Here is a 25310-nt window from a genome sequence, read left to right as displayed (position 1 = left end):
GTTCTATTTCGGGCTGCTCGCCCGCCATGTCCGGAAGCCGGACTTTCCAAGTTGCCGACGACGCACGAGCAGCCATGACGACATCGGCCCGCGACCCTATCCCGGCAATGAGCCTGGACAGAGCCCAGGCGTTGGCGAAACGTCTCTCAAGTCTTTGAAAACAGTGGTGAGCCGTGCAGGACTGCGCGGGGTATGGGAAATCAACGGTTTGCGCTGGCGAACCGGAAAATCCCGACCCTTGATTTGATTGGCATTTTTGGGCCTCTGGCGAACCCTTTCAGGGGCCTCAGAAACCGAAAGGCCGCTGACTGGGCTGGCACCCACGTCAACGGCCAAATCGAAAAGTTTGCTCGAAATGGATATCAGGTCGCTGGTGTGATCGCAATCGCGGGAGGGGCCGATGTCTGAGCCTCTGCCCTTCTGCAAGATCAAGCTGCAATACCTGCTGGAGATGGTCACCGACCACGCGCTGGACGACAACGCCCTGCGAGTCGCCCTCTACCTGACGCTGGCCCATGCCGACCACGAGACCGGCGAAAGCCGCCCGTCTTTCGAGACCATAGGCGCGGCCATTGGCAAGCACGCCAAGTCGGTTAAACGGGCGCTGAACAAGGTCGAGGCGGCAGGCTACATGACCGTGGAGCGCGGGACCAACAAGGGGAAATCCTCGCGCTACCGCCCGACCGAAGCGGCCTTGAAACGGGCCACCGAGCGCCGCCGGGAGGGGGACAAGGTTGTCCCCCTTAGCCGCGCCAAAGGGGGACAATCCTGTCCGCAAAGCGGGACAGATGTGTCCAAGAAAGGGGGACAGGATCGCCCCCCGAACAGAGAACAAGAACTTAGAAAAGAACAGGGGCGCGCATCCGCGCCGGATTTGCCCGATGAAGGGCAATCCGGCGGGACGCGCCCGGACCTGGTGTTTGTCCCGAGGGGCATCTGCTTTGTCCGGGACTGGGATGCGCGGCTGGCCCGGGAAGGCATGACCACGCTGGAGCGCAGCCTGCCCCTGTCACCGCACGAGCATCACCTGGGCTTCTGGCTTCCGGCGCGTACACCGGCCCCGGTGGACAGCGCAGAATGGCAAGGGCAGTTGCGCCTTCTGCGGGATGTCATTCGTCAGGCGCAAAATGGCGAATGCGCCGCGCATTCTGCACCCCGCATCGCGTCCCTTGCACCGCGTCAGATGCGGCACGCATCACGTCTTCCGCAGGATGTTGCCTCGACTGTGGAGGAGAACCGCCATGCGGTCTGAGGAAACAGCAAGGCGACCCATGTCATACGCTGGCGCTTCCGACACGGGACCTTGCGAGGGGCGGCAAGCCTCCCCTTCGAACCCCACCGGCGCGGGCAGAGCCCGCGCAAAGGAGCCGTTGACGGAGACCTTCGTCTTCCGTTGCACGGCGGCAGAGAAGGCCGAGCTGCGCGCCAAGGCCGAGGCCGCAGGCTTGCCCGCCGCCACGCTCCTGCGCGAGGCGCTTGGCCTCACCGAAGCCCGCCGCCGCAAGCCCGTGCCGCGCGTTGATCCGGCGCTGGTGCTGGCGGTCGGGCGTATCGGCGGAAACCTCAACCAGATCGCGCGCTGGCTGAACCGCGCGATGCTGGTGGGTCGCACCGACCTCGACAGCCTGACCGTGGCGCGCCGCCTTCTGGTGATCGAACGCCAGCTCGCCCAGCTCCTCGATGAGGCGCGGCGGTGCTGATCAAGTTCTTCCGCAACGGCAAAGGCGCGGGCGCGGGACCCGTCGGTTACCTCGTGGCCGAGCGCGTGTTGGCCTATGACGGCAACCGCGACCTGATCCGCGATGCCGATGGCCAGCCCTTGATGGTGACGCGCGATCCCTTGCCCGAGGTGCTGCGCGGCGATCCAGCCCGCACCGAGGCGCTGATCGACGCGAGCCGCCACCAATGGACCTACCGCGCGGGCGTGATCAGCTTCGCCGTCGAGGACGCGCCCAGTGAGGCGCAGCAGGCCGAGGTGATGGACGCTTTCGAGCAGCTGGCCTTCTCAGGACTCGACGGCGAGCAATATGACATGCTCTGGGTCCGTCACAGCCACGAGGACCGTGTTGAGCTGCACTTCTGCACCCCGCGTCTTGAGCTGACCACCGGGCGCAGCCTGAACATCGCGCCGCCGGGCTACCAGGACGCCTATGACAGCCTGCGCGACCTCATGAACCAGCGCCATGGCTGGGCCGACCCGATGGAGCTGGAGCGCGCCCAGGAGGTGCGCGACACCATCGAAGCCCCGACCCTGGCCCAGGGCCGCGACGAGCTGCATGCGTGGATCCTCGATCAGGTCAGCGTCGGCCTGATCACAGACCGCGCCAGCATGCTCGATGCCCTAGCCGATGCGGGTTTCGACCTGCCCCGCGTCGGCAAGGCCTACCTCACAGCCCAGGACCCCGAGACCGGCGAACGCTGGCGCCTGAAAGGAGAGATTTTCCATGAAGACTGGCAAGCCGACCCGGCTGAGCGAGAAGTTGAACGCGGAACTCGACACGATACGCCAAGACTACGCCGCCTCGATGGCATCCCAGCTGGAGAGCTTCAGGACCGATTTGACGGCCATTGCGAACGACGCGCGGCGTACCATCGAGAACGATACGCGCCGCTTCCTGAACGAGAACAGGAGCTTGTTCGAGACGCGGACCGAGCAGATCAGACGCTGGCTGACGATCTCGCCTTGGGTCATCTCGGGGCTGATCGTGACGGGGATCGCCTCGATGATGGCCGCGAGCTGGTTCTGGACGGCCCTGCTGACGCGCTCGGAGCTGACGGAACTGGGCCTGACGCGGATCGACCAGAGGGAACAGACCTGGCTGACGCTGGACCCGAACCGGACCGAGCTGAAGACCTGCACGCTGGCCGGGACGCCGGTCATTTGCATCAAGATCGAGGAGAGATAGATGACCGCACCCCTGACAGCCTTGGAGCGCGACTTGCTCGCCTGCGTCGAGCGGTTGGTGACGGCCTGCGAAACCTCAGCGCAGGAATTGAGCGGCTTGGAAGCGCGCTCGACGAAGAGGCTGCAAGCCCAGTTGGATGGTATCGCAGGCTGCGCGACGTTGCTCATACGCTCACAGATCGCGTCAATGCAGGCGTTGCGTGGCTTGCTGAGCGAAGAGGCCACCTACAACGCGCTGGACGCGAAGTTGAACGAGAGTTTGACCTTAGCGAGGCACGCCGAAGAGAGGTTGAGACAGAGCTAGAGGTGCGGGATCGGGAGATGGACCGAGGGCTGACGCATTGAGTGAGAGATGTAGCAAGTTGGACACCATCTAGCGAATTTTACGGAAAATTAATACAAAATGTTGTAGCGCTGGTGTTCAAAGTGATGCAATTTGAAGAACCTCATGTCATGTCCGACACCTGCAAGGGAGAGCTCTAGCGATGGGAAAGCGCCGCATTACCGCGATGTTGGATGAGAGCGATATTGCTGAACTTGAGATCATAGCCGAGCAGAACCGCGTATCTCTGGCATGGGTGATTCGCGCAGCTATTTCGAACTATTTGGAAAGCGAAAGTCAGACCAACCTGATCAGTAGGTCGCACACTCGATTGGAAAGCAACTAAATGCGGCGAACTATTGACCACCAAGAAACTCAACATGGGGTTCCAAGGCGCGGCTACGTGCTGTCGAGCGCTGTTGAAAATGTCGCCCGGCACGCTAGGGCGGCAGCTTCTCGCGTGCGCGTTGCATTGGATGGTGACAAGGCGATGCTTCCAGACCTTTTGATGAAGGCAGTCGCCGGAGATGTCGAAAGAGCATCCTGGCTCTGTCTATCTGCCTGGTTTATTGCATCGGTTGATCGCGGCAGAATCCAAGACTTCGGGATAGAGCACGCGATAAGTTGGTTCCTAGGCGACCAGCTAAGCGCGCCACACCGGACTTCGTGGCGGGACCTAGATGCTGAAATCCGGTCTGACCTTGAATGCATCGCCAACTCAAATGGTGTCTACGAGCTGCTGCCATACATCCTTGAAGTGCACGGACCTGGCTCCCGGCTGAGTGTGATGCGCGATCCTTCGACGAACACCGCACGTACTGCAAAGAAAGCCGCAGGTGTGTTTTACACACCTCCAGATGTAGCGTCCTTTATGGCGCGCTCAGTCTTTTCGAATTGCATCTTGGAAAGAGCGCCCAAGGTCCTCGATCCGGCTGTCGGGACCGGTGTATTTCTGCGTGCCGCCTTGGTTGAATTGGTGAAAAGAACGCCGTCTGCCAACGCGTTTCGCTTGGCATGTGACACCCTTTTCGGGTGTGATATTGACCCGATCGCATTGGACGGAGCTGCCACGGTCATTCTCATTGACAGCCTGGACGCAGCGGTTGAAGTCGAAAGTTCACCATTCGAGGCATGGAGCAAGCTTCGACAAAACCTCAAGCACATCGATGCATTGTCAATTGACCCAGATAGAAGCGCCTCAAAGTTGGAAGGTAGAAAGAAGATTTCCGAGGTCTTTCCGGCTGCCGCCGAAGGATTTGATGTCATCTTGGGGAACCCGCCTTACGCAAGATTTGGCTCCAGAAAAGACTGGCATGAACTGGCGCTGAGATTCGAAACTGTTGCAGCGAACCCGACGCGGACCGCCGACTTGTATCCCGTCTTTATCGAACAGATGACGCGTCTCGCTGGCTCCCGGGCGCAAGGTGCTTTGGTGGTGCCACTATCTATCGCGTGCAACTCTGGGAAACAGTTCTCCGCGTGCCGACACCTAATTGAACGCCAGAGCGGCATCTGGAGGTTTGCACATTTTGATCGTCAACCACATGCGCTATTTGGTGAAGACGTCAAAACGCGGAACACGATCATATTGTGGGAGAAGCAACAAGACACCAAGTCGGTCCACTCCGGACCGCTGAGGAAATGGCGTGGCCAAGATCGCCAACGGATGCTGGATTTAATTGAATATACCCAATTGAACGTCGGCATTCGTTCCGGAATCCCAAAAATCAACGGGGATTTGCAGTCCCGATTGCTTGCAGATCTGTCCCATCACCATCTTGTCCTGTCGCACATCGTTACAGATTGGGGCAGGTCAACGCTCCGAGAAGTCCCTGCTGGTGGCGAGCATGAGGTCTTTGTCGCACCAACCGCATACAACTTTTTAGGTGTCGCCCGTCCATTTCCCCACGCAAAGGGTGATATCGAGGCTCTTTCAACTAACCCATTGATCAGGCTGTCATTCTGCTCTGAGGAAGATGCGAAGGCTGGGTACGCACTCCTTTCAAGCAATTTGGTGTTTTGGTGGTGGCATGTTCATGGGGATGGGTTCCACGTAAATCGGGCGACGCTGCAAAAAATACCTGTCGGGCAATCAACTTTCTCCAACTCAACGCTCAGACGGTTGGCAAACCTCGGCGAAGACCTCTGGGAAATTGTCCAGCGAGCCCCCAATAGAAGCGTCAACAAAGGAAGGGTGTCATACACTTTTTCCGCTAGCTCAGCGCCGGAAATAAAGAGCGAGATTGACGCGGTATTGCTCCAGTCGCTGGGACAAGAAGCTAGCCTCGCTCGAGAGTTAGCAATCTACCATGAGATCGCAACAGAAGCCCGGCTCTTCGAGCGGGACCACCTTAAGAACCACAGGGAAGAAGCCTATGACAAAACGCGTGCCGCCTGAAATCAAAGAAAAAAGTCGACTGACGAAAGAGGAGTGGCGCGAGTACACGAAAACAGTTTGGTCCATCGCTAACAAAGCGCATAAAGACCACCCAGCTGCCTTTCCTACTGAAATCCCGCATCGGCTTACAAAGCTTTTCAGCTTTTACGGGGAGACCGTTCTCGACCCGTTTGCGGGGACCGGCACGACCGCCAAGGCCGCGATCCCCCTCGGCCGGCGAGCTGTTTGTGTTGAACAGAACCCTGCATACGTCGAGATCATTAAGAAGGAATGCTCTGCTTTGAGGAACGGGCATGAAAATGACTTCGTTCCCTTGGATACGATTCACGGCGATAGCCGAAACATGGACGCAGTTGCCGACGATAGCATCGGACTGGTAGTGACAAGTCCACCCTATTGGGACAAGGCCGACTACGGCGATGGTCCTGACAATCTGGGCAACATTCAGAACTATCGCGAATTTTTGGACGGAATTCGTCCCGTGTTCGAAGAATGCTATCGAGTGCTTCAACCTGGTCGGAAGATGTGTGTGGTGACCGCCAACGTGAATCAGCACACTGATCACGGCCTGTTAACGTTTCCCCTGGCGACGGATTTCGCAGTGCTCTTGCGAAGTGTCGGTTTCGTAATGGTGAACGAGGTTATCTGGTCAAAAGACGGCACTGGAGGAAAGTGGGGATCGTTTGGTGCTCAGCGCCCGATTTTTGGCAGCTATCCCTACCCCCCGAACTTTTTGTTCAAGAACGTGCACGAATATGTCTTGATTTTCTCGAAGCCTAGCAAAACCAAGTCTAAGGGGCCGAAAGCAAAAAAATACGCTGATCTGATGGACGGAATCCAGCTGACAGTGCCGTACTTGCCTATCGACGAAGAACCAGAAACACATCTACCCTTGGTGTAGTCAAATCAATCTGGGTGAGAAATGTTTTATAACCAACCGCTTGCTATCCGGTTCGGCACTGAGCTTCTGAAGCAAATCCAAGAAGTCAAAGGGATCGAGACGTATTGGGACACTTTGGATGTAGCTGTCGCCTGGGTGAGAGCCTCGGGCGTCTCCCACCTGGAAGATAGCCTTATCAAGTTTCTCAAAAGCGGCGGGCATCTAAGGTTCATTGTTGGTATTGATCTTCACAATACGTCGTTTGAAGGCCTGAAAGCGCTAGTTAAACTCGAAGACCATGGAACAAGCGAAACTTTCGTCTATCACAATGAAGCTGGAAGTGTTTTTCATCCAAAGGTTTATCTGTTTCGAAATGTCGAAGAGGCACGTTTGATCGTCGGCTCAAACAACATGACCGCTTCAGGCCTATATTCCAACGTCGAGGCCGGGTTACAGTTCGACACAGCGCTGACCGACGATGTCATTGAGAGCGCTCTCGACGCCATGGCATCGTGGCAGGACACGAGTTCTGGCTTTGCCTTGAAGCTGGATACGCCGCTTTTGTCGAAGCTTCTGGACAACGGCTACATCAAAAAAGAAGCAAATATTCGACCCCCACAAAGAAAAAGCAAAAAGAAATCAGATGGTTCTGCTACCGAAAAGCTTTTCGGGTCACGCACTTACGCCCCACCCAAACTAGCCGCAAAGAAGCCGAAGAAGAAACCAGCTCCCCCCGGCGGTGCCAATGCAAGTGAGCCCCATGAGGCCGATCCCTCAGGCACTACTGTGTTGATGCGACTGCGCAAGGCACGAGGGACGCAAACCCAAATTCCGTTTCGCGTGGCCGACAAGTTCTTCAAAGACATCACGCAAGTCGAGAGCGTTCAATCAGGTACAGTGCATGGCTTGAACCCTGCAAAAGCGCACAATAAGCAGAACACGATCAAGCTAGAAATCCCCGAATTGAAGGACTTCGACGATCCTTACGCCAGGTTCGAAAAAAGTGGCGGCACCGTTGCCTATGAGGTCCATGACGTTGGCAGCCCGAAAGGAAATCAGATCAAGGCGACGCTGGAAGACGGGTTCAAGAATGAATCCACGCAAATGAGTATCAGCGACAAGGAACGAGCTACATGGTGGAGATACATCTAGCCATCCGGGCGACGTCGTCTACTCGTACTCCTCACCCAACGGCCTGAAGCATCACGTATTTGGCCTATTTGACTGGTTTGGCCTGTGACGAACACAGGCGACGGTAGAAGTAGCTTTCAATCCCAACTGCCAAGGCGAAGGCCGGAAAGGTCATTGCGACTACAACGCCGGAGAAGGCCGCGGCCAGAAGCGGAATCCAAGGCATGTTGTCTACTTCCCAGAACGCGTAGAGTGGCCCCCAGGTCATCAGGTAGACCAGGGAGCAGGTTGCCATGATGCTCATCACCGGGCGCGTGTAGCGGCCAAGGTCAGCCTGCATTCGCTCGGTTGACGCCAGTTGATGGCGTTGCCACGCCTCGGGTTGTCTCATGTCCATTCGCTACTCTCTCAACAATTCGATCCAGGTGTGGACGTCGTCCATGGCGATTTCCTTCCCTTCCAGAAAGGACCGGTACCAACGCGCGGCAATCGCCCCGCGCTTTTCGCTTTTCAGCTTTGTGCCGCTGTCGGACAGGTACTTGTCCAGCGCGACCTCGAACTCTTCAAGGGCGGCAATGTCGTGTTTCATACGTACTGCTTCAACTCCCAACAAAATCCAATTCAGGTCCACATCGAACTTTCGGTGCATCTCGACCAACGCCTCGACCGGGATCGAGCGCTTGCCAAGCTCATAGCTCTGGTAGGCGCGCAGCGAGATTCCGAGCGATTCAGCTAGTTTCGCCTGCGACATACCCAACTCGTTGCGCACAATCGCGATGCGCGCGCCGAGGGCGCTCAGGTAGTCATAGGGACGATCCGCCATTTTCGACAGCAATCCACTTGCGGTTGCGTTCATATGAGTGCTAAACGCACAAATGAACGTTATTCGTTGTGTTTCGTTATTGGGCCACTGCGCACGAGCGCATTCAACCCGATTCGCGCTACCTTACGAAAAGGAGAGGGTTTTGGCACAGGAAAAACTGCTTTCACCGAAAGAACTGGGTGATCTTGTTGGTTTAAGCGCCGCGCAAGTTCGCGCGTCGATGAACGATGGACGGCTGGAGTTCGTCGAGATTTCCGCGAAAACTAAGCTTCTGACCATGAGCGGCTGGGAACGGTTCCAGAAGAACGCGACCAAGGTGAAGCGCCCGGAAAGCGATCAGCCAGGCTTACCCTTGGGCGAACCGCAGCATCAGAGCCTCTGACGGAGAAGGACACACCATGGCCATGCCCCGCGCGACCCTGACGCAGAGCGAGTTGACACGATACCTTAGGGCCTACCGGGATGCAGGCATCCCGGTCGTGCGATCCGAAATCAGCCGTGACGGCAAGGTCGTGATCTACAGCACCGAGAAGCAGACCGACGAGGTCAACAACCCATGGGATCGCCCGTGAAACACCGCAAGCAGTTTCCCGGCGCAACGGCCTATTTCGACCGACACGGGAAGCGGCGGTGGCGGTTTCGGAAGGGCGGGTTTTCGGCGGAGCTGGGAAGTGACTATGGTTCGGAGGATTTCGTCCGTCGCTATGAGGACGCGGTGAACGGCCACAAGACGCGCGGGCTGATCGGGGCGAACCGGACCAAGCCCTACAGCGTCAGCCAGCTTGTCGCGCTCTGGTATCGCTCGCCCGAGTTCCTCGATCTGGCGCCCAGCACGCAGAAAGTCTATCGCGGGATAGTCGAGAAGTTCCGAGCGGAGCATGGTGACAAGCCGGTGAGGTTGATGCAGCGGCGGCATGTGCAGACGATCCTGGCCGAGAAGGCCGAGACGCCCACTGCAGCGAACAACCTGCGCAAGCGGCTGATCCAGTTGATGGATTTTGCCATAACGCTGGATTGGCGCGGCGATAACCCGGCGCGGGCCACAAAGCCTTTCCGCGTGGGAGGTGATGGCTTCCATACCTGGGACGAGGACGAACTGGCGCAGTTCTTCAAGGCCCACAAGGCCGGCACGTTGGCGCATACGGCCGTGACGTTGATGCTCTATACCGGTGCGGCGCGGGTCGATGCGGTGAAGCTGGGGCCGAAGAACATTCGGAACGGAAAGATCGAATACCGGCGGCAAAAGACGCAACGCTCTGGCGGGGTCTTGGTTTCGGTGCCGATCCACCCGGATTTGGCCGAGGTGCTCGACACGTTGCCGAAGGACCGCCCATTCCTAGCGACAAAGAAAGGCACCATGCGTTCGGCTGGTGGCTTGGGCAACCTTATGCAGCGTTGGACTGAGGATGCGAAGCTGCCCCAGTGTTCCGCCCACGGACTTCGAAAAGCCTGCGCGCGCCGATTGGCCGAGGCCGGGGCGACTGCGCACGAGATCGGAGCTGTTACGGGGCACAAAACACTTGCCCTCGTGCAGCGCTACACAGAGGCAGCTGGCCGCGAAGGCATGGCCGATTCCGCCATGGAGAAACTGATCGCCCGCCCGAATGGCGAGCGCAATTTGGCGAACCTTCCCAAGAGGTTCGTCAAATCCGACACCAAACCCAAGCAGGGAAAGGATAACTTATGAGAAGTGGTGAGCCGTGCAGGATTCGAACCTGCGACCCACTGATTAAAAGTCAGTTGCTCTACCAACTGAGCTAACGGCCCACTCTGATGCAAAGGGTGGCCCGGTGGGCTGCCCGTCACAGGCGGCTTCTCTATAAACCCCTCCGCAGGGCGTCAAGCGAAAATCGGCACGTGCGGGATTTCAAATCATGCGAGGGCGGCGTATATGCCGCGCATGGTTCAAGGCACACACCAGACCGGCCTGCCCTTCATGAAGATGCACGGGGCCGGCAATGACTTCGTCGTCATCGACGCGCGGCCAACCGGCGCGGGCGTTTCGGCTGCGTTGGCACGGGCGCTGGCCGACCGGAATCGGGGTGTGGGCTTTGACCAGTTGGCGGTGATTGAGACGGGCAATGGGGCCGATCTGGACCTGACCTTCTACAATGCCGATGGCTCGACCGCCGGGGCGTGCGGCAATGCCACGCGCTGTATCGCGCGGTATGAGATGGACCGGACCGGGGCCGCCGACCTGACCCTGCGCACCGAGCGCGGCATCCTGCAGGCGGTGGATGCAGGGGGCGGACTGACCTCGGTCAATATGGGGGTGCCGCAGCTGGACTGGCGCGAGGTTCCGCTTGCCCGCGAGATGGACACGTTGACCCTGCCCATCGAGGGGGCGCCGGTCGCCACTGGCATGGGCAATCCGCATTGCACCTTTTTCGTGGACGATGCCGAGGCCATCGACCTTGCGGCGCGCGGTGCCGAGATGGAGCATCACCCGCTCTTCCCCGAACGCACCAATGTGCAGTTCGCGCATCTCGTTGCCCCCGACCATCTTCGGATGCGGGTCTGGGAACGCGGTGTGGGGGTAACGCTGGCCTCGGGCTCGTCGTCCTGCGCGACCGCCGTGGCCGCCGCGCGGCGCGGGCTGACGGGGCGCAAGGTGACGGTGGACCTCGATGGCGGGCGCATCTTCATCGACTGGCGCGAGGATGGGGTCTGGATGACGGGGCCGACGGCGCATGTCTTCGACGGCGTGCTGACGCCCGACTTCCTGAACGGGCTGGCAGAATGACCGCGCCCGTCTTCCATACGCTCGGCTGCCGCCTCAACGCCTATGAGACCGAGGCGATGAAGGAGCTTGCCGGTGACGCGGGCATCGACAATGCCGTCATCGTGAATACCTGCGCCGTCACCGCCGAGGCCGTGCGCAAGGCCCGGCAGGAGATACGCCGCCTGCGCCGCGACAACCCCGAGGCGCGTGTGATCGTCACAGGGTGCGCCGCGCAGACCGAACCCGAAACCTTCCGCGACATGGCGGAGGTCGATCTGGTGATCGGCAACACCGAAAAGATGCAGCCCGAGACCTGGGCGGGCCTTGCCGGCGATTTCATCGGCCAGACCGAAAAGGTCATGGTCGATGACATCATGAGCGTGACCGAGACCGCGGGCCACCTGATCGACGGCTTCGGCACCCGCAGCCGCGCCTATGTGCAGGTGCAGAACGGCTGCGACCATCGCTGCACGTTTTGCATCATCCCCTATGGCCGGGGCAATTCGCGGTCCGTGCCTGCCGGTGTCGTGGTCGATCAGATCAAGCGGCTGGTGGATCGCGGCTATAACGAGGTGGTGCTGACGGGGGTGGACCTGACCTCCTGGGGGGCGGACCTGCCCGGCCTGCCCCGCCTTGGCGATCTGGTCATGCGCATCCTGAAACTTGTGCCCGACCTGCCGCGCCTCAGGATCAGCTCCATCGATTCCATCGAGGTGGACGAGAACCTCATGCAGGCCATCGCGCGTGAGCCGCGCCTGATGCCGCATCTGCATCTCAGCCTGCAACATGGCGACGACATGATCCTGAAACGGATGAAGCGCCGCCATCTGCGCGACGATGCCATCCGCTTCGCCGAGGAGGCGCGCCGCCTGCGCCCGGACATGACCTTCGGGGCCGATATCATCGCGGGCTTCCCGACCGAGACGGAGGAGATGTTTCAAAACTCGCTGCGGCTCATCGAGGAATGCGGCCTGACCTGGCTGCATGTCTTCCCCTATTCCAGGCGTCCAGGCACGCCGGCGGCGAAGATCCCCAACCAGGTGAATGGCAACCTGATCAAGGATCGTGCCGCGCGGCTCAGGGCGGCGGGGGCTGCGCGTGTGCGGGCGCATCTGACCGAGCAGGTCGGGCGCACCCACAAGGTGCTGCTGGAAAACCCGCGCATGGGCCGGACCGAGCAATTCACCGAGGTGACTTTCGCCTCCGACCAGCCCGAGGGCCAGATCGTCACCGCCCGCATCACGGGCCACTCAACCACGCAACTCAGCGCGTGATCCGACACGCCGGGCACCGCTCCTGGCGTCTTTGTTCCGAAAATATCCCCGCCGGAGGCTCTGATCACGCCGCCAGGTTCACCGGTTCGGATATGGGCCGCAGGGCAGGGTTTGACCCCGCCTTCCCCCCTCTCAGGCCGCCAGCGCCGCCCGTGTCCTGCCGATCATCAGCGCGGCCTCTGCCGCCTCTCGCCCCTTCTGGATGAAATGCGCCTTGTAGATGTCGACGTGATGCGCCGTCTCCTGGAACTGGTGCGGCGTCAGCGAGACTGACAGGACCGGCACGCCGCTATCCATCCCGGCCCGCATCAGCCCGTCGACCACGGCCTGCGCCACGAAATCGTGCCGGTAGATGCCGCCATTGACGACCAGCGCGGCGCAGGCGATGGCCGCGTAGCGCCCCGTCATGGCCAGGTCGCGCGCCAGAAGGGGCATTTCAAAGGCGCCGGGCACGTCGAACACGTCGACATGGTCGGCGGGGATAAGCTCGGTGAAGCCCGCCAGCGCCTGATCGACGATCCCGGCATGCCAATTGGCTTTCACGAACGCATATCGGGTGGGTGTCATGGTGATCTCCTTCTGGTTCGACACAAATCCACCCAAGGCGATCACGGACGCAGACGCCGCCCCGAACAAGGGGCAGGCTGCGCACGTTCTCTTTCATCCGGACTGTCACCGTCGGCCCCGGCCTCTCACCGGGTCTGCTGACCCCTTGCGCGGTGCAAGGGCGCTCGCGGGCTCATCGGTTGACCCGATATACCGCCGGTGGGGAATTGCACCCCGCCCTGAGAACGGGACTAGCTTTTGCAGAGCTTGCCGCGCTAGGCAAGCCTTCTGACGTTGAAGGAGCGCGCCCGATGCACCCCAACCCCACATTCCGAGCCGAGCCGCGCGCCCGCAATATCGGCTTCGCGCGCGAGCGCGGCTTTGGCACGCTGATCCTCAACGCCGATCCCGCGCCGCTGGTCTCTCACGTGCCCTTCGTGCTGGACGAAGCGGGCGCGGTGGCGGAGCTTCACCTCGTCCGCTCCAATCCCATCTCACGCGCAGTCAACGCCCCCACCCCTGCCGTCATCGCCGTCACGGGCCCCGATGGCTATATCTCGCCCGACTGGTATGGCGCGCCCGACCAGGTGCCGACCTGGAACTATGTCGCGGTGCATCTGCGGGGCACCCTCGTGCCGTTGGAGGCAGCGCAGTTGCGCGGCGCGCTCGCCCGGCTCAGCGCCCATTTCGAAGCGCAGCTCTTGCCGAAACAGCCCTGGACCGCCGACAAGATGACCCCCGGCGCGCTTATCCGCATGATGCGGATGATCCGGCCTTTCCGCTTCGACGTCGATCAGATCGACGGAACCTGGAAACTTGGCCAGAACAAGGAGGGCGCGGTGCGCGACGCGGCTGCCGATCACCTTGCCTCAAGCCCGATTGGGCAAGAAACCGCCCTTTTGGCCGCCCTGATGCGGGGGGCCGGGGTGAAGCATTAGACATGTGGCCTGCCCGTGCCTACCTTTGATGGCAAAGAAAGCAGGAGGTGCCCCATGCCCGTTCCCATCATGCCCATCGCCGGTCTCGCCCTGAAATACGGCTCCATCGCGCTGGCCGGATACGCCATCGCGCACGCCACCTCACATGGTCGGCTGGACCAGCGGGTCGAGGATCTGATGGATGAAACGCCCGAGGGGCTGACCATGCGCACCGATGACGGACAGGTCAATTCGACCTGGCGCTGGCGCAGGGCCTACCGCTTGGGCAATGGCCGGGGTGTTGCCATCGACGCGACCGCCTGGACCCGGCTGAAACTGCGCCGGATCGGCTGACATCCGGGACGGGGCGCAGTCCCGTATGCTCGTCTCTGGCACGCCGACAACTTCTCATGATGGGGGAGCATGCCCAATGCGACACTCCCTGTTTCTATTGAGCCCGATCACGGGCCGACGGGTCCGCGATGCAACTTGGGGCTTGTATCCATGGGCGCTACAGGTGGAGATTGCCGCCACAGCCCCAAACCATCCGAAATCGAGCCCCTGCCATGATCACCCTTCTCTCATCCAGCGCGTCGCCCTTCGTGCGCATCATCCGCGTGTTGCTTCAGGAAACCGGCCAGGCAGACGTGGAGGAGATCTTCGTCACCACCACGCCGATGGCGACCGACACCACCCTCGCCGCCGCCAACCCGGTGGGCAAGATCCCCGCGCTGCTGCGCGACGATGGCCCGGCGATCTATGACAGCCGCGTCATCGCCCGCTACCTGAACGCCCGTGCAAATGCCGCGTTCTACCCCGATGCCAGCATCTGGGAGACGCTGACACTGGAGGCCACCGCGCATGGCATCATGGAGGCCGCCGTGATCTCGGTCTACGAGAAGCGCCTGCGCCCTGAGGAAAACTGGTATCAGCCCTGGATGGACGCGCAGTGGGACAAGATCGCCCGCGCGCTGGATGCGGTCGAGGCGCGTTGGATGAGCCACCTGGCCGGACCGATGGACATGGGCCATATCGCCATGGGCTGCGCGCTTGGCTATCTGGATTTCCGCCACCCGGACAAGGCGTGGCGCGCGGGCCGGGACGCTCTCGCCGGATGGGAGGCCGGATTCGCGCAGCGCCCCGCGATGCAGGCCACCGCGCCAAAGGCATGATCATCCGCACCGCGACGACCCGGGCCGAGCGCGAGATGTGCTTTGCCCTGCGCCGCGCCGTCTTCATGGGCGAACAGGGCGTCAGCGAAGCCGAGGAATGGGACGGGCTGGAGGATGACTGCCACCACATCCTTGCGCTGCAGGACGGACAGCCCGTGGGCACCGCCCGCCTGCGCCCGCTTGGCGACACGGTCAAGGTGCAGCGGGTGGCGGTGATCGCGTCGCATCGCGGCACCGGCTTGGGGCATCGCATCATGGCCCACGCGCTGGACCTTGCCCGGCAGATGGGCAGCGCCCGCGTCACGCTGGAGGCGCAGACCCACGCGATCGGCTTCTACGAGGCGATCGGGTTCGCCGCCCATGGGCCAGAGTTCGACGACGCGGGCATCGCGCACCGCAAGATGGAGATGCGCCTGCGCTGATTCCCCCGCGCGGCTCGCGTGAGCCGGGATTGCGCCCCGTGGTTTCAACCCTCAGGCGTGCGTTTCGCCCCCTACTGCGACAATTCGGGCGGAATTCGGGCGGTCTGTGCGCGTTTGTCCGCTGGACGCGGGCGTGTCGCAGCTTATAAAAGGCCCTAGATCGGCTGCGTTTATCGCGGCCTCGCTAGGTTTTTCGGCCCACCAATCCCGGGCCCGATGTTGAGGGAGACGCTTTCGGTGTCAAACGCAGAAGATCATCCCAGCACCCGCCGCGACTTTCTTTACTACGCCACTGGTGGCGTGGGTGTGGTCGCCACCGGTGCTGCCGTCTGGCCGCTGGTCAATCAGATGAACCCGTCCGCCGATGTGCAGGCCGCCTCGACGCTGCGCGTCGATGTCGGTGACCTGTCGCCGGGGACGCAATTGACTGTCCTCTTCCTGGGCAAGCCTATCTTCATCCGTCGCCGCACCGAGGAAGAAATCACCGTAGCGCGCGCCGTGGACCTGTCGGACCTTCCCGATACCGAATCGCGCAACGTCAATGCCGCCACCGGGGCCGACGCCTCGGACTCGAACCGCACGCTCGCCCCCTTCGAGGGCGAGGATGCCGGCGAATGGCTGGTGATGTGGGGCGTCTGCACCCATCTGGGCTGCGTCCCCCTGGGAGAGGCGGGCAATTTCGATGGCTGGTTCTGTCCCTGTCACGGATCGCATTACGACACGGCGGGCCGCATCCGCCAGGGACCCGCACCCGAGAACCTGCACGTTCCCAATGCGGCATTCATCGACGCCAGCACCATTCTTCTGGGCTAAGGGAGCAGAACATGTCGGGCATTCCCCACGACCATTACGAACCGAAGTCCAATGGCGCAAAGTGGCTTGAACGCCGCTTGCCGGTCATCGGCCTTCTCTATGACACGCTGTTCATCCCCACGCCGAAGAACCTCAACTGGATGTGGATCTGGGGCATCGTGCTGGCCTTCTGCCTGGTCTTGCAGATCGTCACCGGTGTCATCCTGGTGATGCACTACACCCCGCATGTCGATCTGGCCTTCGCCTCGATCGAACACATCATGCGCAACGTGAACAGCGGGTGGGCCATTCGCTATATCCACATGAACGGCGCGTCGCTGTTCTTCATCGCGGTCTACCTGCACATCTTCCGCGGCCTCTACTACGGCTCCTACAAGGCCCCGCGTGAGGTGACGTGGATCATCGGCATGCTGATCTACCTGCTCATGATGGCGACCGGCTTCCTGGGCTACGTTCTGCCCTGGGGCCAGATGTCGTTCTGGGGCGCCACCGTGATCACCGGCCTCTTCGGCGCGATCCCCTTCGTCGGCGAGGCGATCCAGACCTGGCTGCTTGGCGGGCCGTCGGTGGACAACGCTACGCTCAACCGCTTCCTGTCGCTGCACTACCTCTTGCCCTTCGTCATTGCCGGACTGGTCGTGGTGCATATCTGGGCCTTCCACACCACCGGCAACAACAACCCCACGGGTGTTGAAGTGCGCCGCTCCTCCCGCAAGGAGGCCGATGCCGACACGCTGCCGTTCTGGCCCTACTTCGTGATCAAGGATGTCTTCGCGCTGGCCGTGGTGCTGGTGGCCTTCTTCGCGGTTGTCGGCTTCATGCCGAACTACCTTGGCCACCCCGACAACTACATCGAGGCCAACCCGCTCTCGACGCCCGCGGCGATTGTGCCGGAATGGTATTACCTGCCCTTCTACGCAATCCTGCGCGCCTTCGATTCCGAGGTCTGGGTGGTCATCGCGGCCAACTGGCTGACCGGCGGTATCGTCGATGCCAAGTTCTTCGGCGTCATCGCCATGTTCGGGGCCATCGCCGTGATGGCGCTGGTGCCGTGGCTGGATACCTCCAGCGTGCGCTCGGGCCGCTATCGCCCGATGTTCAAATGGTGGTTCTGGCTGCTTGCGATCGACTTCATGGTGCTGATGTGGGCGGGCGCAATGCCGGCCGAGGGGATCTATCCCTACATCGCCCTGATCGGCTCGGCCTATTGGTTCGCCTATTTCCTGGTGATCCTGCCGCTTCTGGGCATCTTCGAGAAACCGCTGCCGACACCCGCCACCATCGAAGAGGACTTCGATGCGCATTACGGCAAGCCGGACGCGGATGGCGACACCGTCACCTCCCCGGCCGAGTGATAGAAAAGGACATGCACGCAATGTTTAAGAAACTTGCCCTGACCACACTCACCGCCCTGACGCTTTCGGGTGGGGCAGCACTTGCCGCAGTCGTGGAAGGTGAAGTCACCAATTACAGCTTCTCCTTCGAGGGGCCGTTCGGAGCCTATGACCAGAACCAGCTGCAACGCGGGCTTCAGGTCTTTACCGAGGTCTGCTCGGCCTGCCACGGGCTGCGCTACGTGCCGATCCGCTCGCTTTCTGACGAAGGCGGCCCCGGCATCTCCGAGGACCAGGTCCGCGCCTATATCGAACAGAACTTCATCGAGGTCTGGGACGAGGATCTGCGCGACTACCGCCCGGCCACCCCGAACGACAACTTCCCGGACATTGACAGTGCCGGCGCGCCGGACCTGTCGCTGATGGCCAAGGCACGGGCCGGGTTCAGCGGCCCCTACGGCCTGGGAATCAACCAGTTCCTCTTCGGCATGGGCGGCCCGGAATACATCACCTCGCTGCTCACCGGCTATAACGGGAATGACGAAGAGGTCGCGGGCATCTACCTCTACGGCAACGACGTCTTTCCCGGCGGGTTGCTGTCGATGTCGCCGCCGCTTTTTGACGGTCTGGTCGAATTCAACGACGGCTCGCCCAATGACGCGGAAAGCATGGCCGAGGATGTCGCCGCCTTCCTGATGTGGACCGCCGAGCCGCAGATGATGGCCCGCAAGAAGATGGGCTTTACCGCCGTGCTGCTTCTGGGTCTGCTGGCGGTGCTGCTCTACCTGACCAACAAGCGTCTCTGGGCACCGATCAAGCGTCGGGCCAAGGAAAACTGAAGCCTTCGCTTCAGGACAGAAACTGAAAACGCGCTCCGATCCGGGGCGCGTTTTTCGTCTTGAGGGTCACATCCAGGGCCGCAGGATTTCGGGCGGGTCGCGCAGCACATCCGCCATCGCGCCCTGCAGCGCCACCTGCCCGCCTTCCAGCAACAGCAGATGCGAACACAACCGCTCCGCATCGCGCAGGTCGTGGCTGACCATGACCAGCGTCAACCCGGTATCGGCGCACAGCTCGCCCATCAGCGCAAGCATCTCGGCCCGCAATCCGGGGTCGAGCGCGGCGAAGGGCTCATCCAGCAGGGCCAGCGGCTTGCCCCTCAGCAGCATCCGCGCCAGCGCCACGCGCGAGCGCTGCCCGCCCGACAGATCGCCCGGCTTGCGCGCCGCCATCTCGGCCAGCCCGACACGGGCCAACGCCTCGTGAACACGCGCCCGCGTCCCTTCGTCCAGACGCAAATCGGTGCGCAGTCCGAGAGCCACATTGTCGAAGGCGCTGAGATGCGGAAACAGGTTTCCCTCCTGAAAGAGGATGCTCAACGGGCGTTTCGGGGCAGGTGTCCGGGTCACGTCCACGCCATCCACGATCACGCGGCCCCGATCCAGCGTCAGGAACCCGGCAATGGCGCTCAGCAAGGTCGACTTGCCGCTGCCCGACGCGCCCAGAACGGCCAGCCGGTCGCCCTTTGCAACCTCGAAATCGGCCTCCAGCGTGAAATCGTCGAAGCGCAGCAGCCCCTGTTCAAACCGCAGCATTCACGCGCCCTCCCCTGTCGAAGATCCAGAATATCGCGAGGCTCAACACCAGGAGCAGCAGCGCCGCCCCCTGCGCATCGTCGGTGCGGTACGATCCCATCAACCGATACATCTCCAACGGCAACGTACCCTGTTGCGGCGCCGCGAAGAGCGTGATCACCCCAAGATCGCCCATCGACAACGCGGCGGCCAATCCGGCACCGAAGCCAAGCGGGCGGCGCAGGCGGGGCAGCAGGACATGGCGCAGGTAGTTCGGACCGGAGAGGCCAAGCGACAGCGCCAGCCGCCCATATCCAGCCTCGGCCTGCTCCACCGCAGGCACCAGTGCCCGCAGCAGGAAAGGCAGCGCCGCCAGCGCATTGACCAGGCCCGTCACCGGCAGCGCCATATCCGTCGGCCCTGCAATGGGGCGCAGGATCAGGAACAGCCCGGTGCCGATCACCAGCGGCGAGACGGCGATGGACAGCGCGCCGATGGTCTCCAAGAGCCCCCGCGCCCGGCCCCGCCCGATCAGCAACGCCATCGGCAGGGCCATCCCCACGGCAACGCTGGCCGTCACCAGCGACAAGGCGATGGAGCGCAGCGCCGCGACCCAGATCGACGGCGGCATCGTGGCAATCGCCCCCGCCCCGCGCAGCACGACGGCCATCAGCGGCAGCAACAGGAACAACGCGGCGGCGGTGATGAACGCGCCATCCAGCAGGCGCGCGGCGCGGCTCTGCCCATCCCAGCGTTCCACCGGCTGATCGAGGCCGGTGCCAATCGCATTGGGCGTCGCAACCCAGAGGACGAAGACGCCCGCTATCACGCAGATCGCCACCTGCACCACCCCAAGCAGCGCCGCACGTCCGAGGTCGAAATCGAACAGAAACGCCTGGTAGATCGCCAGTTCCACCGTCGTGGCACGCGGCCCCCCGCCAAGCGTCAGCGCGACCGCGAAGGACGTGGTGCAAATGAGGAAGATCACCAGGAACGCACCCGGCAGGACATTGCGCAGCATCGGGCGCTCCATGTGCCGCGCGATGTCGCGCGAGGAAAACCCAAGCGTCGCGGCCAGGCGGAAACGCTCCACCGGGATCGCCAGCCAGCCCTGCAGGATCAGCCGCACCGCCAGCGGCAGGTTGAAGAAGACATGCGCCAGCACGACACCGTGCAGCCCGTAGATCTCCACCCCCGGCAGGCCGAAAAGGCGCAGGATCTCGCTGAGCGCACCCTGCCGCCCGAAAACGGTCAGCAGTCCCAGGACCGCGACGATCACCGGCAGGATGAAGGGCGCGCCCATAAGCGCGATCAAGGCGCTGCGGCCCCGGAAGTTCCGCCGCGCCAGCGCGCGGGCAACGGGAATGGCAAGCCCGACGCTGAACAGCGCCGACAGGAACGCCTGCCCCACGGTGAAGCGCACCGCCGCCCAATCGGCAGGCCCAAGCCCCGATGACGCATCGGCGCGCAACATCACCGCGCCAAGCGGCACGGCAATCACGGTCAGGACGAGGGCCGCGACAGCCGCCCCCACCCAGGCCGAGATCCCTACTGGCTGAGCGCTGCGCGCCATTCTTCCAATGCTTCATCGCGCAGGGCGGCAGCCTCTTCCGGCGTAAAAATCAGCCCCGGTTGCGGCTGGATCAGCGTGTCGAACCCCTCAGGCAGGTCCGACGCGGGCAGGGCGGCGGGGTACATCCAGTTGGTCGTGGGGATGACGGATTGGAACGCGGGGGTCAGCATGAAGGCCAGGAAGTCGCGCGCAAGGTCCGCATGGTCCGAGCCTTCGACCATGCCCGCCACCTCGATCTGGAGGTAATGGCCCGCGTCGAACAGCGCCGCGGTGCGGGTGTCATCCTCCTCGGCGATCAGGTGATAGGCGGGCGAGGTGGTGTAGGACAGGACCATATCGGCCTCGCCCTCCAGGAACAGCCCGTAAGCCTCGGACCAGCCCGGCGTGACGGTGACGATATTGTCGGCCAGCGCCTCCCAGACGGCTTCCGCCGCATCGCCGTAAACATATTTCACCCACATCAACAGCCCCAGGCCAGGGGTAGAGGAGCGCGGGTCCTGAATCACGATACGCGCATCGCTTTCGGCCAGCTCGGTAAAACTGGTCGGCACATTCTGCATGTCGGTGTCGTGGACGAAGGCGAAATAGCCCCAGTCGAAGGGCAGGAACTGGTCGTCCTGCCACGCCACCGGCAGGGTCAGGTTTGAGGCGTCCACCCCGTGATCGGCAAAAAGGCCGGTCTCGCGCGCGGCGGCAATCAGGTTGGTATCGAGGCCAAGCACGATATCGGCATCGGTGCTGTCGCCCTCCAGCCGCAGCCGCGCCAGCAACGAGGCCCCGTCGCCCGCGCCGACGAATTGCAGGTCGCAGCCGCAGGTTTCCTCGAACGCGGCTTCGACCGCCGGGCCGGGGCCCCAATCTGAGGTGAAACTGTCATAGGTGTAGATCGTCAAGACGGGTGTATCCGCGCTGGCCATGCCAGCCGCAAGGATCAATCCCGAGGCGATGAGGGGCGTTTTCATGGTCACTTTGCCTTTCATTGCGACGGGCGAAGTGAGGTGTTGAGAGCATCCCAGACCTTCCCTCCGCCGGTCCTAACCGGTTCAGGTTCAACGGGTCCGCTGAAGCAGCATCTCAGGCCTTCCGGCCCCCCCGAGGTATCCCTGCACCTAATCCCTGCGCCCGCGCTTGGCAAGGGATGGGCTTGGCATCGGGCCTGCGGCGCGCTACCCCCTTGGCCGAACAACCAAGGATCGCGCGCCGATGTCGATGAACAGCTATGGCCACCTCTTCCGCGTCACCACCTGGGGCGAAAGCCACGGGCCCGCATTGGGTGCAACAGTGGATGGCAGCCCGCCGGGGGTTCGCATCGATGCGGCGATGCTGCAGCACTGGCTGGACAAGCGCAAACCGGGGCAGAACAGATATACCACGCAGCGGCGCGAACCCGACCAGGTGGAAATCCTCTCGGGCACCTATGAGGGGCAGACCACCGGCACACCGATCCAGTTGATGATCCGCAACACCGATCAGCGATCCAAGGATTACGGTGACATTGCCGAGAAATTCCGCCCCGGCCATGCCGACATCACCTATTGGCAGAAATACGGCATCCGCGATCCGCGCGGCGGCGGGCGCTCCAGCGCGCGCGAAACGGCGGCGCGGGTGGCGGCGGGCGGCATCGCGCGGGCGGCGCTCGATACACTGGCGCCGGGGCTGAAGATCACCGGCTACATGGTGCAGATGGGGCCGCACGGCATCGACCGCGGCAATTTCGACTGGAACCAGATCGAACAGAACCCATTCTGGACGCCCGACGCCATGGCCGCCGAGACCTGGGCGGCATACCTTGACGAGTTGCGCAAATCCGGCGACAGCGTCGGCGCGATCATCGAAGTGACGGCGCGCGGCGTGCCTGCGGGCCTCGGCGCGCCGGTCTATGCCAAGCTGGACACCGACCTTGCCGCTGCGATGATGAGCATCAATGCCGTCAAGGGCGTCGAGATCGGCGAGGGCATGGGCGCCGCGACCCTGACCGGATCAGCCAATGCCGATGAAATCGCGATGGGGCCGGATGGCCCGGTCTACAACTCCAACCACGCGGGCGGCATTCTGGGCGGGATCTCCACCGGGCAGGATGTGGTGGTGCGCTTCGCGGTCAAGCCGACCTCGTCCATTCTGACGCCGCGCAAGACCATCACCAAGTCGGGCGAAGCCGCCGAAATCGTTACCAAGGGCCGTCACGACCCCTGCGTCGGCATCCGCGCGGTGCCCGTGGGCGAGGCGATGATGGCCGCCGTGATCCTCGATCACCTGCTGCTGCATCGCGGTCAGATTGGGGCAAATCGCGGGCAAATCGGCTGATTTCTTTCCTAATTTAACCATGATTCCCGTTTATTGATCCTTGTCGGGGGACAATATACGGGACCGGAACCATGCTTCTGACCGACTTCATCCGCTCTGAATCGGGCGCTGTCACGACCGATTACGTCGTGCTGTCCGCCGCCATGGTCGGCTCGGGCCTCGCCGCGGTCAATTCCAGCGCCGTCGGTGTCGAGAATATCGCCGGTGACATCGAAGCCGCCCTGCGCGGCAATATCGTCAATACAAGCTTTGCCCGCCAGACCTATTTCGACGATTTCGAGAACTCCGCCGGGTTCTGGGTCGGGGGCCAGGTCGATGGCAGCGAGGACGCCTTCGGCGGCATCCTCGGCCCCTATGGCGGGTCGAACGGCGAAGAAATGGTGACGCGCACCTACGACCTGCTCTCGGGATATGACAGCGCCGTGGTCGAGTTCGACATGCACGCCATCGACAGTTGGGACAGCGAGGAATTCATCCTCTTCATCGACGGCAACCCGATCAGCGCCCACAACTTCGACTATCGCACCAGCGGCACGACCGGGTCATGGGTGACGAGCGATGGCAACTATTCCGTGACCCTGACACCGAACGGGACACGCGGAAACTCCGGCTATAACAACGGCTGGACCGATCAGAGTTTCTCGGTCCGGGTCGAGGTCACGAATCCCGGCCCGTCGATGAGCGTCGGTTTCGGGTCAACCCTCGACCAAGATGTCGGCGATGAAAGCTGGGGCGTGGACAATGTCCAGGTCACATCGACCAACGATCCCGGCAGCGTCTGACACGCCACTCTGCCCCCTGATCCATCAGCCCCTGGAGATCGCCCCGATCGGTGGCGCAGCAATCGCTCGTCCTCACCTGACACCTGCGTTGCCCACCCGCGCCAACTGCACCGCCAGGATACCGCCTGCGATGATCCCCACGCCCAGGATGTCGGCGCCGGTCAGCGCCTCGCCCAGGACCAGCGCGGCGATGGCGACGCCGAAGAACGGGTTCAGGAAATGGAACGTCGCGGCGCGGGTCGCGCCGATGCGGCTGACCAGAACGAACCAGATGAGCGTCGCCAGCAGCCCCGGCGCAAAGACCGTGTAGGTGAAGGCCACGCCAAGTTGCCAGGACCAGGTGACCTCCCATGTCTCCAGCACCAGCGCAAAGGGCAAGAGCGCCGCGCTGCCGACCAGCATCTGCAACCCCACAACCATCAGCACGCTGCCGCCCCCGGTCGACGCCCCGCGCACCGACAGCGTTGCCACCGCCAGCGCCAGCGCCCCGATGAGGCAGAGCGCCACGCCGGTCGCATCGACCCCGCCAGACAGCCGCTGCGCCATGATCAGCGCCACACCGCCGAAACCGGCAAAGAGGCCCAGGACACCGATGGCAGGCAGGCGCTCGCGGAAGACGGCCCAGTTGGCGGCGGCCACGATCAACGGCATGGAGGAGGCGATGATCGCCGCCAGCCCCGCCTCGATCCACTGCATGGCGACGAAGTTCAGGCCCAGATAAAGCGCGTTCTGGCAGACCCCGAAGATGATCACGGCGCGCCATTGTGCCCGGCTGAGGGACCAACTGTGGCCGAGCGCGCGCGCCAGCACCACGCCGATCCCGCCCGAGATCGCAAAGCGCACTGCCAGCGAGGCCAGCGGCGGCGCGGCCTCGACGATGATCCGGGCCGAGGTGAAGGCCGAGGACCAGATAAGCGCGAAGAGCAATCCCATCGCAATGGCGCGCAGATCCATGGTTCTTCCATCCAAAGCAAAAGGGCCGCCCGATGGACGACCCTTCGCATGTTCTTGACGGGGAAGGCAATCAGCCGTTGACGCTGTCCTTCAGCGCCTTGGCGATCGTCACTTTCACCACCTTGTCGGCGTCCTTCTTGATCTGCTCGCCCGTTGCGGGGTTGCGGACCATACGTTCGGGCCGCTCGCGGCAATAGACCTTGCCGATGCCCGGAAGGGTCACCGCGCCGCCATTGGCGACCTCCTTGCTGACAACCGAGGATACGGCGTCCAGCGCGGCGGCGGCCGCTTTCTTGTCGCTTCCCATCTCATCTGCCAGAGCGGCCACGAGTTGGGTCTTGGTCATGGGTTTCTGTGCCATGTTTGTTTTCTCCTAAACTGCCCGAACCCATGGGGCTCGTTGGCAAGACGGTAACCGAATGTAGGGGGGGCACACAACGATTAGTGTGCCGAAAACCCAAGAA

Annotated in this window: 29 protein-coding genes, 1 tRNA gene and 2 riboswitches; of the genes, 21 read left to right on the top strand and 9 right to left on the bottom strand. The window is 62.4% G+C overall.

Annotation, left to right across the window (positions count from 1 at the left end; genetic code table 11):
- Positions 1-451: 451 nt before the first annotated feature.
- The 7 genes from AC13C7_RS17435 (at position 452) to AC13C7_RS17405 (ending at position 7657) form a co-directional block, all read left to right on the top strand.
- Positions 452-1252 carry a helix-turn-helix domain-containing protein gene (locus AC13C7_RS17435; protein ID WP_482868219.1) on the top strand — a complete coding sequence of 267 codons (801 nt, stop codon included), beginning with the start codon at positions 452-454 and terminating at the stop codon, positions 1250-1252.
- Positions 1253-1370: 118 nt separating this feature from the next.
- Positions 1371-1700, top strand: coding sequence for a plasmid mobilization protein (locus AC13C7_RS17430; protein WP_482868218.1), 330 nt, complete (start codon positions 1371-1373; stop codon positions 1698-1700).
- Positions 1694-3250 carry a relaxase family protein gene (locus tag AC13C7_RS17425; protein WP_482868217.1) on the top strand — a complete coding sequence of 519 codons (1557 nt, stop codon included), beginning with the start codon at positions 1694-1696 and terminating at the stop codon, positions 3248-3250. The genes AC13C7_RS17430 and AC13C7_RS17425 overlap by 7 nt, the downstream gene beginning before the upstream one ends.
- A gap of 140 nt (positions 3251-3390) precedes the next feature.
- A complete protein-coding gene (locus AC13C7_RS17420; protein WP_482868216.1) occupies positions 3391-3573 on the top strand; it encodes a ribbon-helix-helix domain-containing protein in 183 nt (60 codons plus the stop codon).
- 114 nt (positions 3574-3687) lie between these two features.
- The gene (locus tag AC13C7_RS17415) at positions 3688-5625 is read left to right on the top strand and encodes an Eco57I restriction-modification methylase domain-containing protein (RefSeq protein ID WP_482868215.1); all 1938 of its coding nucleotides are present in this window, start codon (positions 3688-3690) and stop codon (positions 5623-5625) included.
- Positions 5603-6526: a DNA methyltransferase gene (locus tag AC13C7_RS17410; protein ID WP_482868214.1), complete on the top strand. Its 924-nt coding sequence runs from the start codon at positions 5603-5605 to the stop codon at positions 6524-6526. The genes AC13C7_RS17415 and AC13C7_RS17410 overlap by 23 nt, the downstream gene beginning before the upstream one ends.
- 21 nt (positions 6527-6547) lie before the next feature.
- Positions 6548-7657 (top strand): phospholipase D-like domain-containing protein, encoded by a 1110-nt coding sequence (locus AC13C7_RS17405; RefSeq protein WP_482868213.1) that lies wholly within the window; start codon positions 6548-6550, stop codon positions 7655-7657.
- Positions 7658-7721: 64 nt separating this feature from the next.
- Here the strand turns inward: AC13C7_RS17405 and AC13C7_RS17400 are convergent, their stop codons facing one another.
- Positions 7722-8027, bottom strand: a complete 306-nt coding sequence (locus tag AC13C7_RS17400) for a hypothetical protein (protein WP_482868212.1) — start codon at positions 8025-8027, stop codon at positions 7722-7724.
- Positions 8028-8036: 9 nt separating this feature from the next.
- Positions 8037-8492, bottom strand: coding sequence for a helix-turn-helix domain-containing protein (locus tag AC13C7_RS17395; protein ID WP_482868211.1), 456 nt, complete (start codon positions 8490-8492; stop codon positions 8037-8039).
- 109 nt (positions 8493-8601) lie between these two features.
- Here AC13C7_RS17395 and AC13C7_RS17390 point away from each other — a divergent pair, with 109 nt between their 5' ends.
- Genes AC13C7_RS17390 through AC13C7_RS17380 form a run of 3 tightly spaced genes read left to right on the top strand, consistent with a single transcriptional unit; the run spans position 8602 to position 10146 of the window.
- Complete coding sequence (locus tag AC13C7_RS17390) at positions 8602-8841, top strand: hypothetical protein (protein WP_482868210.1); 240 nt, start codon at positions 8602-8604, stop codon at positions 8839-8841.
- 16 nt (positions 8842-8857) lie between these two features.
- Complete coding sequence (locus AC13C7_RS17385) at positions 8858-9031, top strand: hypothetical protein (RefSeq protein ID WP_482868209.1); 174 nt, start codon at positions 8858-8860, stop codon at positions 9029-9031.
- Positions 9016-10146: a site-specific integrase gene (locus AC13C7_RS17380; RefSeq protein WP_482868208.1), complete on the top strand. Its 1131-nt coding sequence runs from the start codon at positions 9016-9018 to the stop codon at positions 10144-10146. Before AC13C7_RS17385 ends, AC13C7_RS17380 begins: the two co-directional genes overlap by 16 nt.
- Positions 10147-10150: 4 nt before the next feature.
- On the opposite strand, the gene AC13C7_RS17375 is transcribed toward AC13C7_RS17380, so the two are convergent.
- Positions 10151-10226 (bottom strand) — tRNA-Lys (locus tag AC13C7_RS17375).
- 124 nt (positions 10227-10350) lie between these two features.
- Between AC13C7_RS17375 and dapF the strand changes: the two genes are divergently transcribed.
- Positions 10351-11202, top strand: coding sequence for a diaminopimelate epimerase (gene dapF / locus AC13C7_RS17370; RefSeq protein WP_482868207.1), 852 nt, complete (start codon positions 10351-10353; stop codon positions 11200-11202).
- On the top strand, positions 11199-12455 hold the full coding sequence (mtaB, locus tag AC13C7_RS17365; protein ID WP_482868206.1) for a tRNA (N(6)-L-threonylcarbamoyladenosine(37)-C(2))-methylthiotransferase MtaB: 1257 nt from the start codon (positions 11199-11201) through the stop codon (positions 12453-12455). The genes dapF and mtaB overlap by 4 nt, the downstream gene beginning before the upstream one ends.
- 132 nt (positions 12456-12587) lie before the next feature.
- On the opposite strand, the gene AC13C7_RS17360 is transcribed toward mtaB, so the two are convergent.
- Positions 12588-13058, bottom strand: a complete 471-nt coding sequence (locus tag AC13C7_RS17360) for a 6,7-dimethyl-8-ribityllumazine synthase (RefSeq protein ID WP_482868444.1) — start codon at positions 13056-13058, stop codon at positions 12588-12590.
- Positions 13059-13103: 45 nt separating this feature from the next.
- Positions 13104-13252, bottom strand: a riboswitch (FMN riboswitch).
- Between the two features lie 60 nt (positions 13253-13312).
- On the opposite strand from AC13C7_RS17360, the gene AC13C7_RS17355 reads away from it, so the two are divergent.
- The 7 genes from AC13C7_RS17355 (at position 13313) to AC13C7_RS17325 (ending at position 18498) form a co-directional block, all read left to right on the top strand.
- Complete coding sequence (locus AC13C7_RS17355; protein WP_482868205.1) at positions 13313-13939, top strand: FMN-binding negative transcriptional regulator; 627 nt, start codon at positions 13313-13315, stop codon at positions 13937-13939.
- A 54-nt stretch (positions 13940-13993) separates the two neighbouring features.
- Positions 13994-14272, top strand: coding sequence for a hypothetical protein (locus AC13C7_RS17350; RefSeq protein ID WP_482868204.1), 279 nt, complete (start codon positions 13994-13996; stop codon positions 14270-14272).
- Positions 14273-14487: 215 nt separating this feature from the next.
- Positions 14488-15090 (top strand): glutathione S-transferase family protein, encoded by a 603-nt coding sequence (locus AC13C7_RS17345; RefSeq protein ID WP_446118513.1) that lies wholly within the window; start codon positions 14488-14490, stop codon positions 15088-15090.
- Positions 15087-15512: a GNAT family N-acetyltransferase gene (locus AC13C7_RS17340; RefSeq protein WP_482868203.1), complete on the top strand. Its 426-nt coding sequence runs from the start codon at positions 15087-15089 to the stop codon at positions 15510-15512. Before AC13C7_RS17345 ends, AC13C7_RS17340 begins: the two co-directional genes overlap by 4 nt.
- Before the next feature lie 237 nt (positions 15513-15749).
- A complete protein-coding gene (petA, locus tag AC13C7_RS17335) occupies positions 15750-16325 on the top strand; it encodes a ubiquinol-cytochrome c reductase iron-sulfur subunit (RefSeq protein WP_172318202.1) in 576 nt (191 codons plus the stop codon).
- A gap of 11 nt (positions 16326-16336) precedes the next feature.
- The gene (locus AC13C7_RS17330) at positions 16337-17680 is read left to right on the top strand and encodes a cytochrome b (RefSeq protein ID WP_446118509.1); all 1344 of its coding nucleotides are present in this window, start codon (positions 16337-16339) and stop codon (positions 17678-17680) included.
- A gap of 20 nt (positions 17681-17700) precedes the next feature.
- The gene (locus tag AC13C7_RS17325) at positions 17701-18498 is read left to right on the top strand and encodes a cytochrome c1 (RefSeq protein ID WP_482868202.1); all 798 of its coding nucleotides are present in this window, start codon (positions 17701-17703) and stop codon (positions 18496-18498) included.
- A gap of 66 nt (positions 18499-18564) precedes the next feature.
- Here the strand turns inward: AC13C7_RS17325 and AC13C7_RS17320 are convergent, their stop codons facing one another.
- The 3 genes from AC13C7_RS17320 to thiB are packed head-to-tail and all read right to left on the bottom strand — an operon-like array spanning position 18565 to position 21768.
- Positions 18565-19254 (bottom strand): thiamine ABC transporter ATP-binding protein, encoded by a 690-nt coding sequence (locus tag AC13C7_RS17320; RefSeq protein ID WP_482868201.1) that lies wholly within the window; start codon positions 19252-19254, stop codon positions 18565-18567.
- A complete protein-coding gene (locus AC13C7_RS17315) occupies positions 19241-20806 on the bottom strand; it encodes a thiamine/thiamine pyrophosphate ABC transporter permease ThiP (protein WP_482868200.1) in 1566 nt (521 codons plus the stop codon). The genes AC13C7_RS17320 and AC13C7_RS17315 overlap by 14 nt, the downstream gene beginning before the upstream one ends.
- Complete coding sequence (gene thiB, locus AC13C7_RS17310) at positions 20782-21768, bottom strand: thiamine ABC transporter substrate binding subunit (protein WP_446117113.1); 987 nt, start codon at positions 21766-21768, stop codon at positions 20782-20784. The genes AC13C7_RS17315 and thiB overlap by 25 nt, the downstream gene beginning before the upstream one ends.
- Before the next feature lie 41 nt (positions 21769-21809).
- A riboswitch (TPP riboswitch) is annotated at positions 21810-21911 on the bottom strand.
- Positions 21912-22009: 98 nt separating this feature from the next.
- Between thiB and aroC the strand changes: the two genes are divergently transcribed.
- Positions 22010-23110 (top strand): chorismate synthase, encoded by a 1101-nt coding sequence (gene aroC, locus AC13C7_RS17305; RefSeq protein WP_482868199.1) that lies wholly within the window; start codon positions 22010-22012, stop codon positions 23108-23110.
- A 71-nt stretch (positions 23111-23181) separates the two neighbouring features.
- Positions 23182-23892, top strand: coding sequence for a hypothetical protein (locus AC13C7_RS17300; protein WP_446117115.1), 711 nt, complete (start codon positions 23182-23184; stop codon positions 23890-23892).
- Between the two features lie 72 nt (positions 23893-23964).
- On the opposite strand, the gene AC13C7_RS17295 is transcribed toward AC13C7_RS17300, so the two are convergent.
- Positions 23965-24846, bottom strand: coding sequence for a DMT family transporter (locus tag AC13C7_RS17295; RefSeq protein ID WP_482868198.1), 882 nt, complete (start codon positions 24844-24846; stop codon positions 23965-23967).
- Between the two features lie 70 nt (positions 24847-24916).
- On the bottom strand, positions 24917-25207 hold the full coding sequence (locus tag AC13C7_RS17290; RefSeq protein WP_446117117.1) for an HU family DNA-binding protein: 291 nt from the start codon (positions 25205-25207) through the stop codon (positions 24917-24919).
- Between the last annotated feature and the right edge of the window lie 103 nt (positions 25208-25310).

The sequence above is a fragment of the Alterinioella sp. B-7 genome, from assembly GCF_056857775.1.
Note: the sequence above shows the minus strand (reverse complement) of the source record. Positions and strands in the feature narration are given on the sequence as shown.